This is a genomic window from Halopolyspora algeriensis (genome assembly GCF_003337235.1).
Classification (GTDB): domain Bacteria; phylum Actinomycetota; class Actinomycetes; order Mycobacteriales; family Pseudonocardiaceae; genus Haloactinomyces; species Haloactinomyces algeriensis.
This window is the reverse complement of record NZ_QPJC01000009.1, coordinates 135,386-149,548: the sequence shown is the minus strand read 5'-3', so window position 1 is coordinate 149,548 and position 14,163 is coordinate 135,386. Positions and strand designations below refer to the sequence as shown.

The following is a 14,163-nucleotide window of genomic DNA, read 5'->3' as shown; positions in this document are numbered from 1 at the left end:
GGCGACGGTGCTTACGCGTGGGCGATGCCCCAGGCCAGCCCGTCGCGCAGGGTGGTTTCGAGCTCGTGGAGGGTGAAATCCTCGACGCCGAGGTGTGCCTGCGCGGCGGTGAGCAGCTGGTTCCAGGCGTCGTCGTAGTGCAGGTGGCCGGCGCCGACGAACCGGCCCAGCCCGGCTGCGGCCGACAGCAGCGTGCTGTGGCGTGTTCCGACCTCGGCCGCGTGGACTGCGGCGACGCGGCGGCGCACCACACCGGCAACGTAGGCATCGACCTGTCCGGGCGGCAGGTCGAGCTGGGCCGGTGGGGGAGGTGGTGGGGGAGTGAGCCGGTCGGCGAGCCACTCGGGCAGCGGCAGCAGCTCCTGCGGCGCGGTGGGATCGCGGCGGTAGTCGCCGTCGCGGCGGGTCGATCCTGCGGCGAGGATCAAGCCGCCCTGGGCGCGCACGTCGATCAGCGGGGCGAGCCCGGACGGGCCGGTGCTGCTGCGGATCGTCCCCGGTGCGGGGGCGTGGTAGTACAGGTGCCGCCCTCCGCTCGGGGTGAGCACGGTGTAGGTGTCCCACGGGGCGGACTGGCCGGCCTCCTCGGCGAGCCGGGCGAACACGGACGTGCCGTGGGTGAGGCCGTGTGGGGTGGTGGCTCCGTGGGCGTGGGCCTCGTCGAGGTCGAGCACGACGAGTGCGGCGGGGCCGGTGGCGATGCCGATGTTGTACGGGCGTCGGTGCCACCACTGGGCCAGCGTGCTCGGATCGGTGGTGGCCCGTTGGGGCCAGCCGCGGTGGCCGTCGGCGCAGACGCCGGTGCCGGGGCAGCGGTCGCGGTGGTGCAGCGCCGGAATCTTCGAGCGGGGCCGGACGGGCACGACGGGCCATCCGCGGTCGGCGGCGGCCAGGGCGGCCGCCAGCAGGCGCGGCGGTGAGCTGGGTGTGGTGGGCATGGCGCGTTTCCTTCCGGCAGCAGACTACGAGTGGGGCCTGACAGGGGCCGGTGGCGCGGCGGACTCGGTGTTGGGGCCGAAAGCCGGCAACCACGGGGACGTGGTCTGCTCACAGCGAGGTGGCGCACTGAGCAAGACGATGGGTCGCCCGTGAGGCGGGTGTTGCGCGGGGACGGTGACGAGGATGTGCCGTGGCCGCGCAAGCGGGCAACGAGCGTGTCGACCATCGCGGTGGTCTCCGCGCTCGCCCGACCGGGTGGGATCGCCGGCAGGCGGGACCTCGCCCGCAGCCGCCTGTGTCGGTCGGAGTGCCCGCCTCCACACCTGCGGGCCGCCGAAGGCAGTGCCGCTGGGCACGCGGGAGCGGCCGCGGCGATGGTTCAGCACCGAAGTGGCAGAGGCACCTCGGAGCTCGAGAACCGAGCACAGCTCCGGACGGTGGGTGTCGAACCATGACCGAATGCCGGCGGATTGACCTCGAGCGCACTCCAAGGTGAACAATCCCGGTCGTGCGCGCCGAGAGCAGGGCGGGCACCGGGCAGAGGAAAGGAACGTATGGATCCGTCGGTGGCCGGTCGGACGCAGGTCGATCGCAGTGCCTCGAGTCCGCCGCCCTGGGTGGTGCTGGCGATCGCCTGCCTGGGCCAGTTCTTGGTGGTGCTCGATGTGTCGGTGGTCAATGTGGCGCTGCCGGCCATGCGGTCCGGTCTCGAGTTGAGCCAGGCGGGGCTGCAGTGGGTGGTGAACGCGTATGTGATCACCTTCGCCGGTTTCATGCTGCTGGGTGGTCGGGCCGCCGATGTGTTCGGCCGCAAACGCACCTTCGTCACCGGGCTCGGTCTGTTCACTGTGGCCAGCCTGGCCGGTGGGATGGCGATGGCACCGTGGCAGCTCATCACCGCCCGCGCGATCCAAGGGGTCGGTGCGGCCGTGCTGGCCCCGGCCACCCTCACTCTGGTCACCGGCTCGTTTGCCGACGAGTCGGGTCGCACCCGCGCGATCGCCGTGTGGACCGCGGTCGGCGCCGGTGGTGGCGCGGCGGGCAGCCTCGTCGGTGGTGTGCTCACCGAATTCCTGTCCTGGCGCTGGGTGCTGCTGATCAACGTTCCGGTCGGGGCGCTGACCATGGCCGGTGCGGTGCTGTGGTTGGCCGAGCGTGGTGATCAGGTCCGCAAGCGGCTGGACCTGCCCGGTGCGATGCTGGTCAGTGCGGGCTTGGCGCTGCTGGCCTACGGCATCGTGCAGACCGAGTCCGCAGGGTGGACGGCGGTCGGCGCGCTGTTGCCGCTGGGCGCCGGGCTGGTGGTGCTGGCCGTGTTCGTCGTGGTCGAGGCCCGCTTGCGGGAGCCGCTGATGCCGTTGCACGTGTTTCGACTGCGTTCGGTGGCCGCGGCCAACGCTGCGATGCTGGCCGCGGGCGGGGTCATGTTCTGCATGTGGTTCTTCCTGACGCTGTACATGCAGCACGTGCTCGGCTACACACCACTGCGGACAGGCCTGTCCTTCCTGCCGCACTCGGTGAGCATCATCCTCGGCGCGCAGGCCGCACCCCGGCTGATGCGCCTGCTGGGCGCCAAGACCCTGGCCGTGGCGGGGGCGTTGATCGGCGCGGCCGGCATGGTCTGGCAAAGCACCATGACCGTGGACGGAACCTATCTCGGCACGATCCTCGGGCCCGGCATCCTCATGGCACTCGGCGCCGGGCTGACCGCCACACCCGTGGCCGCGGTCGCCACCTCGGGCGCCGGGCCAGGAGAAACAGGGTTGGTGTCCGGGCTGGTCAACACCTCCCGCCAGATCGGCGGTGCGCTGTCACTGTCGGTGCTGTCGGCGGTGGGCGCCGCCCACATCCACGGCAGCACCGACCCGGGCGTGCTGACCACCGGCTATGCGGCGGCCTTTGCGACGGGGGCCGCCATCCTGGCCAGTGCCGCCGTGCTGATGCTGGGCATACTGCCGGGCGCGCCGGCACACCAGTCGAGTGCGACCAGCACGGCCACCCGTCGAGACCGCAGCGGATCGGCCGAGCACACCGACTCGGACTCGGCACCGCTGCCCGGCCCGCCACGCTGACAGCGCGGCATACACGAACACTCGTCGACAGACTCCCCGGAAAGAAAGCGAGATCCCGTCGCCGCGGTAGGGATCCGTGCTTCTCGAGTGCCCGGCGTCGCGGTCATCCGGCACCGAGCATGGCGACAGAAAGGTTGGCGAGGCACTGGTCTTGGCGTGGTGGGCATGGGCTGAGCTCGTCGATCCGGTGGCGTTGATCCACGCCGCCACCGGGCGCGGCACTCCGGACGTCTGCCCCGTACTGCGTGGAGTCAGCGCTTCAGCTTCGAGGAACGGTGGCCGGTCGAGTATGGACTGAGAGCTCGACCGGCCACCGCCAAGGTCGTGCTGTGTGCCGTCACCGCTGCAGGCAGACGAGTTCCTCCCGCGGCACTGTGTGCAGTTGGTCCAGTCCGCGACACCTGGCTCGAGGCCTCCTGGCAGGACAGCGACACAGGACATGTCCGGTGACCACCCACAGTTCCCCGAGTCACCCACTCAGCCGTAGCCGGGTGGATAGTGCGCAGCTCACCCCGTGCCTTGCCGGTGGCTGAGCCCACAGCGATTCCTGCCGCGCCGTCGTGGCGATCCGCTCGAGCACGAGCGGGTGGAAACGGTTGGTGCGTGCACAGCCTCATCGGCGGGAACAGCCGGTCGGGGAGGAATGGCCTTGCCGCGGCGCCCTGCCGGGGCCGGGGAGCGACTGCTTTCCGGTCCCGGCAGGAGGCCAGAGCGGTTACAGCGTCCGGGCGAGCCTGTTGGCCAGCAGGGTGGTGAATTCTGCGGGTTCCCGGAGCTCACCACCCTCGGCCAGCAGCGCCATGCCGTGGACGAGTTCGGCCGTCTCCTTCAGCTCCTGACTCTCCCCGTTCTTGTCGTAGGCATCGCGCATCCCGCTCACGAGGGGATGGTTGGGGTTGACCTCGAGGATGCGTTTCACCGGCGGCATCTCGTGGCCCATGGCGCGGTACATCTTTTCCAGCGTCGGCCCCATGTCGTTGGTGTCGCCGACCACGCAGGCCGGTGACGTGCTCAGACGCGAGGACAACCGCACTTCCTTCACGTCGTCGGCGAGCTTGGTCGACATCCAGGACAGCACCTCGGCGAACTCCTGCTCCTGCTCGGCTCGCTCGCTGTTGGAATCGTCCTGCTCGTCGAGGTCGACCTGGCCCTTGGCGATCGACTGGAACGGCTTGCCGTCGAACTCCGGGACCGACTCCACCCACATCTCGTCGACCGGGTCGGTCAGCAGCAGCACTTCCAGGCCCTTGTCCCGGAAGGCCTCGATGTGCGGGGAGTTCTCGACCTTGGACCGCGAACTCCCGGTGATGTAGTAGATGCTGTCCTGGCCGTCCTTCATCCGCTCGATGTACTGGCGCAGCGTCGTCCTGCTCTCCGGATCGTGCGTGGACTCGAAGGAGGAGATCTCGAGGATCTGATCGCGGTTGTCGACGTCGCCCAGCAGACCTTCCTTGACGGCCTGGCCGAACTGGTCCCAGAACTTGGCGTAGCGATCCGGGTCCTCGGTCATCAGCTCCTTGACCGTGGAAAGCACCTTCTTGACCAGTCGCCTGCGCATCATCTGGATCTGGCGGTCCTGCTGCAGGATCTCCCGCGAGACGTTGAGGGAGAGGTCCTGGGCGTCCACCACGCCCTTGACGAAGCGCAGGTACTCCGGCAGCAGCGCTTCGCAGTCGTCCATGATGAACACGCGCTTGACGTAGAGCTGGACACCGCGCTTGGCATCGCGCGTGAACAGGTCGAAGGGGGCCATCGAGGGGATGAACAGCAGCGCCTGGTACTCGAACGTGCCCTCGGCCCGCAGGTGGATGGTCTCGAGCGGGTCGTTCCAGTCGTGGCTGATGTGCTTGTAGAACTCGCGGTACTCCTCCTCGGCGACCTCCTCCTTGGGACGGGCCCAGAGCGCCTTCATCGAGTTGATCGTCTCGATCTGTCGCGTGGTCTCGCCCTCGGAGTCGGTGCGCTCGACCTCCATCCGGATGGGCCACGAGATGAAGTCGGAGTATCGCTTGACGATGGTGGTGATCGTCGTGCTGTCGGTGTAGTCGAGCAGGCTGTCTTCCTGGTCCTCGGCCTTCAGGTGCAGCGTCACCGCCGTGCCCTGCGGAGCTTCGTCGACCCCCTCGAGGGTGTAGGTGCCCTCGCCGGTGGAGTCCCACCGGGTGCCCGTGTCCTCACCCGCCCGGCGGGTCAGCAGCGTCACCCTGTCGGCGACCATGAAGCTGGCGTAGAAACCGAGCCCGAACTGGCCGATCAGCTCCTGCGCGGCCGCGCCGTCCTTCGTGTCCTTCAGCTGTTGGAGGAGTTCGGCCGTGCCCGACTTCGCGATCGTGCCGATGAGCTCCTGGACCTCGTCGCGGGACATGCCGATACCGTTGTCGCGCACCGTCAGCGTGCGGTGCTCCCTGTCGGCCTCGATCAGGATGTGCAGGTCGGAGGTGTCCACCTCCAGGTCCTTGTCGCGGAAGGACTCCAATCGCACCTTGTCGAGCGCGTCCGAGGCGTTGGAAACGAGTTCGCGCAGGAACGTGTCCTTGTTCGAGTAGATGGCGTGGACCATCAACTGCAACAATTTGCGCGATTCCGCCTGGAATTCGAATGTTTCCGCCTGCGTGCTCACTGATCTCCTTTCCGAAAAATCACAATTCCTGCGCGTCGTGTCGCGTCGAACGACGACACCGGCACGGTCAAGATTATAGGAGCTCGCGCGAACGCGACAATCGCTCCGCTCCCGACACGCGTGATGCAGCCTGCGGCCGGCCACGGGGGTCGCAGCAGCGGAACCACCGGAACACACCGGGTGACGGCACGGCCCGATTGCCCGCACCCACGGAGGGATCCCCGACTTCCTGATGCGCCTTCGATGTCGCGCCGCTTCGCCCTTCCGTCGGATCCCAACGCCCAGCACGACTCCACCGCCACCGAACAACTCCGCCACTTTCTCGCCTAACCAGGCGGCGGGGGTCCGTCTGATGAACGGTTTTTCCGGCGGTTTGGTTGGGTGGGTTTCATCCGCCGGACCTGGTCAATGTGGCGTTGGAGGAGCTGGTCCGAGCCCGCTGCGGGCTGCCGGAGCCTTCCCCGGCACGCGCGACTACATCTCCTCGTGAACGTCCGGGTCTCCGCCAAACAGGCGCCCGTCGTCCCTGGCCAGCCCACTGATCGCCACGACTTCGGCATCGGTGAGTTCGAAGCCGAAGAGGTCGAGGTTTTCCCGCTGTCGCTGCGGGTCCGCCGACTTCGGTATGGGCAGCGCACCAAGCTGCAGCTGCCACCGCAGAATCACCTGCGCTGGCGTGACGCCGTGTGCAGCTGCGGCTTCGGCCACCGGCCGCTCGGCAAAAGGGACACTGCGTTCGCCCAACGGGCTCCATGATTGCGTCTGGATTCCCAGCTCGGCATTGACCTGCCGCATCGCGGCCTGCGGAAAGTACGGGTGCAGCTCGAGCTGGTTGACCGCGGGTGTGACACCGCTGTCATCTATGATGGCGCGTAGGTGCTGCTCGGTGAAATTGCTGACGCCGATGGAACGCGCCAGGCCCCGCTCGCGGAGATCGATCAGGGCGCGCCACGCTTCGACGTACCTGCCGACGCTCGGATTGGGCCAGTGGATCAGGCACAGATCGAGGTAGTCGGTCCCCATCTTGCGCAGGGACTCCTCGACCGACTTCACAGCCAGGGAGTGCTCGTGGTGCCGGCCGGGGACCTTCGTGGTGATACGCACGTCCTCCCGAGCCACGCTGGATGCGCGCACCGCCTGGCCGACTGCCTCCTCGTTGCCGTAGTTGACGGCGCTGTCGAGCAGCCGATAGCCGCTCTCCAGAGCGGCGCGCATCACCGCTGCCCCGTCTTCGTCACGCAGCGGGAACGTACCGAAGCCCACCACGGGCAGGGAGTTGCCGTCGTTCAGCTCGTAAGAACCGATCCCAGTCACTCACCCAGCTTAGCTTGACCCGCACTGACGAGGGCGGCGCGGGCTGCAGCGGTGCTGAGTCGGTCGACGGTGTCGCCGCCCTGGATGCGAGGGAATGAAATCGTGCCGCACCACCCCGCAGGTGCGCCTGGCTGTCCGAGCAGGCCACATCTGCCTTGCCGAGTTCGGATATCGGTGTTGTGCACCGCTGCAGCACTGTCCGCACCAGCAGTTCCCCGGTATCCGGCCGCGGTACGGGCACAGCGACACCAGTCGAAACTGTGCTCAGGTCGCTGGGGCCCGTGAAGGAAGGAAGCGGCCACCGGAGCGATGGTCCCGTGGATTTCACGCGCGGAGCAGGGTTTCGCGCAACGCGGCCGGGCTGTGTCCCTGCATCGCTGGCCAGAGATGACGGACGCGCTGGCGACACGCCAGGACCTCGCCGGAGATTCGTCCGCACAGGAGTCCACCTCTTCTTGCGGTACGCGGCCGGAGGCTGTCTCGGGCTGCTCTTCCTGCTGCATCGGCGGAAGGCGGGCGGAGATCCCACAGGATCGACGCACTCGCTCCGATTGGGGAGCGACACCGTTGTCGACGCAGTGTCGGTACTGAGGGAGTTCGTGGTTGTCGCGGGGTCGGCGGCCTTGGCCGGCGAGGTCGCCGGTGTCGGTGTGGCATGCGCGGGCCAGGCCCGCGCGTGGAAAGTGGGCGGTCACCTCCGATCACCCTCAGGCCCTTCTCTTTGTGCGCTGCACCAATCCGTTTGTGCGCCAATGAGGCAGCACAGTGGTGAAAATCGGTTCGCCGGACCATCACACGTGGACAGTGGCGTCAGGCGTTCTGTGGCCGTCGCGGTCAGACGGTTTTGGCTCTTCGACAATCCATGTGGGATCGGCGCGACTGGTCCTGTCGGAGGTGGTCGACGTGCTGGCGGCCAGGGTCGAAAGCTCGTCGTGGTCGCCCGAGTTGTGCGAGCTGCCTGCGACATGGTCCGGCGGTTTGGCCGACGGACGTGGTGGTGGTCCTGCTCGGAAGCAGCTCAGGGCAGGAGCTTTGGAAAATCAGCCCCGGCGGTTCTCCGGAGCGATACTCACCGGTGTTTCCGCTGTCCCGAATGGTCCTCGGACCCTGGCACCCGTTGCGGGTGGCCTCGGGCTCGGTGGCGGTGTTCTGGAGGCGCGGGACCACGCAGGCACAAACCCACCAGTCACTGATATCGCAGGATCGAGTGCGATAGTCGTGACATGTCGACGTTGCAAACCCTGGATCGCGGGTTGCGGACCCTGGACTTCGTGTCACTGCAGCCCAGCGGTGTGCTGGTCAGTGAGATCGCGGATGAGCTGGGCGTGCATCGCGCCATTGCCTACCGGATCGTGGGCACGCTGGAGAGCCACGGCCTTGTCGCCCGGGACGAGGGCGGCCGGGTACGCCTGGGCGCGGCGGTGGCGACCCTGTCCCGCAGGTTCGCTCCGCAGCTGATGACGGTGGGCCGCCCGGTTCTCACCGAGCTCGCCGACCGTACCCAGGCCACCAGCTTCGTGTCGGTGGCCGAGGGGGACGAGTGCGTCGTGGTCATGGTCGAGGAGGCCCGTGGCCAGGCGCTGCGGGTGTCCTATCAGGAAGGGGCTCGGCACCCGCTGCACCGTGGCGCACCGGGGCTGGCGATCTTGGCCACCCGCCCGGAGTCCCCGCACGACAGCGAGGACGTGCGCACCGCGCGGGAGCGCGGCTACAGCCTCACGCACGGCCAGCTGCAGGCCGGTGCCATCGGGGTGAGTGTCGGGCTGGTCGGTATCCCCGCGCTGGAGGCTGCCGGGATCGAGGCCTCGGTCGGGGTCGTGGTCCTGGGTGGGCTGGACACCGAGCGCGCGGTCCGCGAGTCCCGGGCGGCAGCCGTTCGGCTGAGCGCTCTGCTGGCCGGCTGAGCGCTCGGGGTTGACCGCGGGGTGTGAACTCGCTTACTTTCCAGGTGGTTTCGGTTAATGCACAGATGTGTGCGATATGAGAGACACCTGGGAGTTGTGTATGACGGGCGAGTCGGTCGCGCAGGGCTGTCCGGTGACGCCGCAGGGATGCCCGGTGTCGGACCGGGCGGCGGCGTTCACTCCCTTCGGTGACGAGTACCAGCACGACCCGGGGGCCGCGCTGGCCTGGGCGCGCGAGCAGGAGCCGGTCTTCTACTCACCCGAGTTGGGCTACTGGGTGGTGACCCGGTACGAGGACGTGAAGGCGATCTTCCGCGACAACATCACCTTCTCCCCCTCGATCGCGCTGGAGAAGATCACGCCCACGATCACCGAGGCCGACGAGGTGCTGCGCAGCTACGGCTACGCGATGAACCGGACCCTGGTGAACGAGGACGAGCCCGAGCACATGCCGCGCCGCCGGGTGCTGATGGAGCCGTTCACCGCTCCGGCGCTGGTCGAGCGCGAAGACATGGTGCGGCGGATGGCCAGGGAGGCCGTGGACGCCTTCGTCGACGACGGCGAGGTCGACCTGGTCACCGAGATGCTCTACCAGGTGCCGCTCACGGTGGCGATGCGGTTCTTGGGCGTGCCCGAGGAGGACATCGGCCCGCTCAAGGAGTACTCGGTCGCGCACACGGTCAACACCTGGGGTCGCCCGAATCCGGAGGAGCAGGTGCGGGTGGCGCACGCGGTGGGCAACTTCTGGCGGTACGCCGGACACGTGCTCGACAAGATCCGGCAGGACCCGAGTGGGCCCGGGTGGATGCAGTACAGCGTGCGCAAACAGGCCGAGCACCCCGACGTGGTCACCGACTCCTACCTGCACTCGATCATGATGGCCGGCATCGTGGCCGCCCACGAGACCACCGCGCACGCGGCCGCCAACGCCGTCAAGCTGCTGCTGGAGCGCCGCGAGCGGTGGGAGGAGCTGTGCGCCCGTCCCGCCCTCATCCCGAACGCGGTGGAGGAGTGCCTGCGCTACTCCGGTTCCGTGGCCGCCTGGCGCCGCGTCGCCACCACCGACACCGAGGTCGGCGGGGTATCCATCGCCGAGGGGTCCAAGCTGCTCATCGTGCAGGCCACCGCGAACCGCGACCCGCGGCACTTCGAGGACGCCGAGCGGTTCGACCCGCGCCGCGAATCCGCCGGCGAGCACCTGACCTTCGGCTATGGCGCGCACCAGTGCATGGGCAAGAACCTCGCCCGGATGGAGCTGCAGATCTTCCTGCAGGAGCTCACCACCCGGCTGCCGCACCTGGAGCTGGTCGAGCAGGACTTTCAGTACGTGCCCAACACATCCTTCCGCGGGCCCGAGCACCTGCGGGTGCGCTGGGATCCGGCGCGCAACCCCGAGCGGCACGACCCGCGGGTGCTCGAGGTGCGGCACCCGGTCACCATCGGCGAGCCCTCCAAACACGCCATCTCCCGGGCGATGACGGTGACCCGCGTGGAGCGGGTCGCCGAGCGGGTGGTTCGCATCCGGCTCGAGGAGCCGGACGGCAAGCCACTGCCCGCGTGGACCTCCGGCGCGCACATCGACGTGGACTGCCTCGACGGGGACGAGGTCCTCACCCGCCAGTTCTCGCTGTGCGGCCCGCCCGACGACCACCACGCGTATGAGATCGGTGTGCTGCTGGAGACCGACAGCCGTGGGGGCTCCCGCTGGGTGCACGAGAACGCGGTCGAGGGCGCGACCTTCCACGTCCGCGGCCCGCGCAACCACTTCCGCCTCGACGCGGACGCCGAGCGGCTGGTGCTGGTCGCCGGAGGAATCGGCATCACACCGGTACTGGCGCACGCCGACCGGGCGAAGTCGATGGGACTGGACTACGAGATCCACTACGCCGGCCGCGCGGCCGAGCACATGGCCTTCCTCGACCGGCTGCGGCGCGACCACGGCGACCGGCTGCACACCTACGTCCCCACCGAGGGCCACCGGATGGACCTGGCCCGCGTGCTCGCCGACGTATCCGCCGGAACCCAGGTCTACGCCTGCGGCCCGGACCGGATGGTGCAGGCGCTGGAGGAGCTCGCCGAGAGCTGGCCCGACCCCGGTGCGCTGCACGTGGAGCACTTCAGCTCCGCCCTCGGCGCGCTCGATCCCGGCGTCGAGCACGCCTTCGACGTGGTGCTGTCCGACTCCGGCCTCACCCTGCGGGTGCCGCCGGACAAGACCGTGCTGCAGACGCTGCGCGAGCACAACATCGACATCCAGTCCGACTGCGAGGAAGGGCTGTGCGGCTCCTGCGAGGCACCCGTGCTCGCCGGCGACGTCGACCACCGCGACGTGGTGCTCGGCCGCGGCGACCGCGCGGCGCACAGCAGGATGATGACCTGCTGCTCCCGCGCCTGCGGCGACCGTCTCGTACTGCAGCTGTGACCGACACACCGTGAACCCATCGCCTCCGACCAGGACATCGAACCAAGCCAGATGAGCAGGGAAGTGCCATGACACGTTCTGGACCCGAAAGAGCAGCCCCCGACCCCACCGCCGCAGCCGCCGCGGACAGTGGGGCACAACCGGTCACGCCCGTCCGAAGGGTCGCCGCGACCGCGCTGATCGGCTCGGTCATCGAGTGGTACGACTTCTTCCTGTACGGGGCCATGGCAGCGGTGGTCTTCAACCAGGTGTTCTTTCCCACCGCCGACCCTCTGGTCGGGACCCTCGTCGCGTTCGCCACCTTCGGTGTCGGCTTCGTCGCCCGGCCGATCGGGGGCATCGTCCTGGGCAACTACGGGGACAAGTTGGGCCGGAGAACAGTTCTGATGATCACGCTGCTGATCATGGGAATTGCCACGACGTTGATGGGGCTCATTCCCTCCTACGACGTCATCGGGATCTGGGCCCCGGCTCTCCTCGTCGTATTTCGCCTTCTGCAAGGCTTCGGCGCCGGTGCGGAATTCGGCGGAGCCACCCTCATGTCGGTGGAATACGCCTCCCCGTCCCGGCGCGGGCTGACCGGTTCACTGCCGGCCGCCGGAGTCATGGTGGGACTGCTGCTGGCCACCGGAGCGGTCGCCGCCTTCTCCTCGCTGCCCGAGGAGCAGTTCCTGACCTGGGGCTGGCGCATCCCCTTCCTGTTCAGCTTCATCATGGTCGGCGTGGGCCTCTACCTGCGGGCACGCATCAACGAGACCCCTGCCTTCGCCAACCTCAAGCAGACGCACACCGAGGTCAAGACCCCGGTTTTGGAGGCCATCCGCACCGAACCCAAGAACGTGCTCGTCGTCGTGGGCGGACGGATGGCAGAGCATGTCGTGCTCTACCTCTACGCGGTGTTCATGCTGACCTACGTCAGCCAGCAGCTCGATCTGCCCAGGACCACTGCGCTGGTGGGTGTCGTCATCGCCGGGCTGATCTCGCTGGCCACGGTCCCGCTGTTCGGTGCCCTCACCGACCGGGTCGGTCGGCGTCCGGTCTACATTGCCGGTGCTGTTCTCTCGGCCCTGTCGGCATTTCCGATCTTCTGGCTCGTCAACACCGAGTCCACCGCGCTGATCTGGCTGGCGCTCACGTTCGGCATCGCGGTCGGTTGGGCGGCGATGGTGGCCGCACAGTGCGTGTATTTCAACGAGCTCTTCCCGGCCCGCCTCCGCTACAGCGGAAGTGTGTTCGGCCGTGAGATCGCGTCGATCTTCGCCGGCGCCTTGGCTCCCCTGGTCGCCACCGCGCTGCTCGCCTGGGCGGGCGGAGCCGCCTGGCCGATCGCCGTCTACATCATCCTCATGTCCCTGATCACCGCGCTCGCTGTCTATCTCGGTCCCGAGACATACCGGAGGAACATCCTCAAATAGCCCCGGACGCTTTGCTGCAACGGAGAAAGCCGGCTCTTCACGATCTCGCCACCCACGACGCGGCCGGCAAGGCAAGCCGGAGAAGGAGGAGTCCGCCCACGATCTCCAGGAGTGCGGGCCAGCCAAAGCTCGCGCTCCCGGCCACGGAGGCCATGGTCGATGGTTCTCCTGGATGCCGTCACCACGTGGATAGGGGAGACTGCGGGGCGTCGATCGGCTGGGACGAGACGACGCCGGGCCTCCGAGGGGCGCGCGTGCTCGGACCGGACGCGCCGCAGGAACGCGGGTGAGGAGAAAGTTGACCGTGCCACGGAAGATCTCCGAATCGGTTGTGGTCCTCACCGGCGCGTCCAGCGGTATCGCCCGGGCCGCCGCACTCGCCCTCGCCGAACGCGGGGCGCGTGTCGTGCTCGCCGCCCGCAGCGAGGAATCGCTGCGGGCGGTCGTCGTGGAGTGCGAACGCGCGGGTGGCCGGGCACTGGCCGTGCCGACCGACGTCACCGACCAGGACGCGGTGAACGCTCTCGCCGAGCGCGCCGTCGAGACCTTCGGCCGGATCGACGTCTGGATCAACTGCGCCGCGGTGATCGCCTTCGGCGAGTTCGAGAAGACCCCGGCCGAGGTGTACCGACGCGTTATCGAGACCAACCTGTTCGGCACGATCCACGGTGCCCGCGCCGTGCTGCCCCACTTCCGCCGCCAACGCAGCGGGGTCCTGATCAACGTCGACTCGGTATGGGGAAGTGTCAGCTCGCCGTACGTCACCCCGTATGTGACCAGCAAGTTCGGGGTGCGGGCGTTCTCCGAGTCCCTGCGGGAAGCGATGCGGCTCGAACCCGAGACCCGTGACGTCCACGTCTGCATGGTCCTGCCGCAGTCCGTCGACACCCCGATCTTTCAGCACGCCGCCACCTACACCGAGCGTCGACCCAAGGCGATCCCCCCGATCGTCGGTCCAGGCCGGGTGGTGCGGTCGATCCTGCGCAGCATCGAGCACCCACGCCGGCAGCGCACCGTCGCCACCGCCGGTCATTTCCTCGAGTTCGTGCATGCCGCACTGCCCAGCGTGTTCAACCGGGCGGTTCCCAAAGCGATGAACCTGGCGGCATTCAGCCGCGAGCGAGTGATCAGTGGTCCCGGCAACCTCTTCGAGCCCATGCCCGAGTGGAACAGGGTGCAGGGAGGTTGGCGCCGGACACCGGTCCGCATCGCGCTCGGCGCGGGAGCCGCCACCGCCGCTGTCGGAGCCGCCCTCGCCGCCGCGCGGTCGATCCGTCGGTGCTGAACGAGCTGGGGGAGAGGGCATCGAGGAATGAGCAGCGGAGCGGCTGATGTGGGAACTCGGGCTCCGTGGCGTCTCGCGGAGCCCGGAACGAGTTCTTCATGGCAGAACGGTCTGTTCCCCAGGGCGTAACTGCCGCACGATGGGACACATCACCCGGTAGTTCGGGAGAGGGGGCGGCGGCTCTGCAGTCCG

At 68.5% G+C, this 14,163-nt stretch carries 9 protein-coding genes; 6 read left to right on the top strand and 3 right to left on the bottom strand.

Going from position 1 to position 14,163, the window contains the following annotated elements; all coding sequences use genetic code 11:
• Nucleotides 1–11 precede the first annotated feature (11 nt).
• The gene (locus DFQ14_RS14780) at nucleotides 12–938 is read right to left on the bottom strand and encodes a bifunctional DNA primase/polymerase (RefSeq protein ID WP_114453866.1); all 927 of its coding nucleotides are present in this window, start codon (nucleotides 936–938) and stop codon (nucleotides 12–14) included.
• Between DFQ14_RS14780 and DFQ14_RS21900 the strand changes: the two genes are divergently transcribed.
• Nucleotides 937–1,092: a hypothetical protein gene (locus tag DFQ14_RS21900; RefSeq protein WP_158546705.1), complete on the top strand. Its 156-nt coding sequence runs from the start codon at nucleotides 937–939 to the stop codon at nucleotides 1,090–1,092. The two genes, DFQ14_RS14780 and DFQ14_RS21900, sit on opposite strands and share 2 nt — an antisense overlap.
• A gap of 401 nt (nucleotides 1,093–1,493) precedes the next feature.
• A complete protein-coding gene (locus DFQ14_RS14770; RefSeq protein ID WP_114453864.1) occupies nucleotides 1,494–3,011 on the top strand; it encodes an MFS transporter in 1,518 nt (505 codons plus the stop codon).
• A 715-nt stretch (nucleotides 3,012–3,726) separates the two neighbouring features.
• Here DFQ14_RS14770 and htpG read toward each other — a convergent pair.
• A complete protein-coding gene (gene htpG / locus DFQ14_RS14765; RefSeq protein ID WP_114453863.1) occupies nucleotides 3,727–5,631 on the bottom strand; it encodes a molecular chaperone HtpG in 1,905 nt (634 codons plus the stop codon).
• Nucleotides 5,632–6,105: 474 nt separating this feature from the next.
• Nucleotides 6,106–6,945: an aldo/keto reductase gene (locus DFQ14_RS14760; protein ID WP_114453862.1), complete on the bottom strand. Its 840-nt coding sequence runs from the start codon at nucleotides 6,943–6,945 to the stop codon at nucleotides 6,106–6,108.
• 1,223 nt (nucleotides 6,946–8,168) lie between these two features.
• Between DFQ14_RS14760 and DFQ14_RS14750 the strand changes: the two genes are divergently transcribed.
• From DFQ14_RS14750 to DFQ14_RS14735, 4 genes are all read left to right on the top strand, one after another.
• Nucleotides 8,169–8,849, top strand: a complete 681-nt coding sequence (locus DFQ14_RS14750) for an IclR family transcriptional regulator (RefSeq protein WP_114453861.1) — start codon at nucleotides 8,169–8,171, stop codon at nucleotides 8,847–8,849.
• 100 nt (nucleotides 8,850–8,949) lie between these two features.
• Nucleotides 8,950–11,271, top strand: a complete 2,322-nt coding sequence (locus DFQ14_RS14745; protein WP_114453860.1) for a cytochrome P450/oxidoreductase — start codon at nucleotides 8,950–8,952, stop codon at nucleotides 11,269–11,271.
• 68 nt (nucleotides 11,272–11,339) lie between these two features.
• Nucleotides 11,340–12,686, top strand: coding sequence for an MFS transporter (locus tag DFQ14_RS14740; RefSeq protein WP_114453859.1), 1,347 nt, complete (start codon nucleotides 11,340–11,342; stop codon nucleotides 12,684–12,686).
• 304 nt (nucleotides 12,687–12,990) lie between these two features.
• Entirely contained in the window at nucleotides 12,991–13,971 is a 981-nt protein-coding gene (locus DFQ14_RS14735; RefSeq protein WP_246195671.1) for an SDR family oxidoreductase, read from the top strand.
• Nucleotides 13,972–14,163 lie beyond the last annotated feature (192 nt).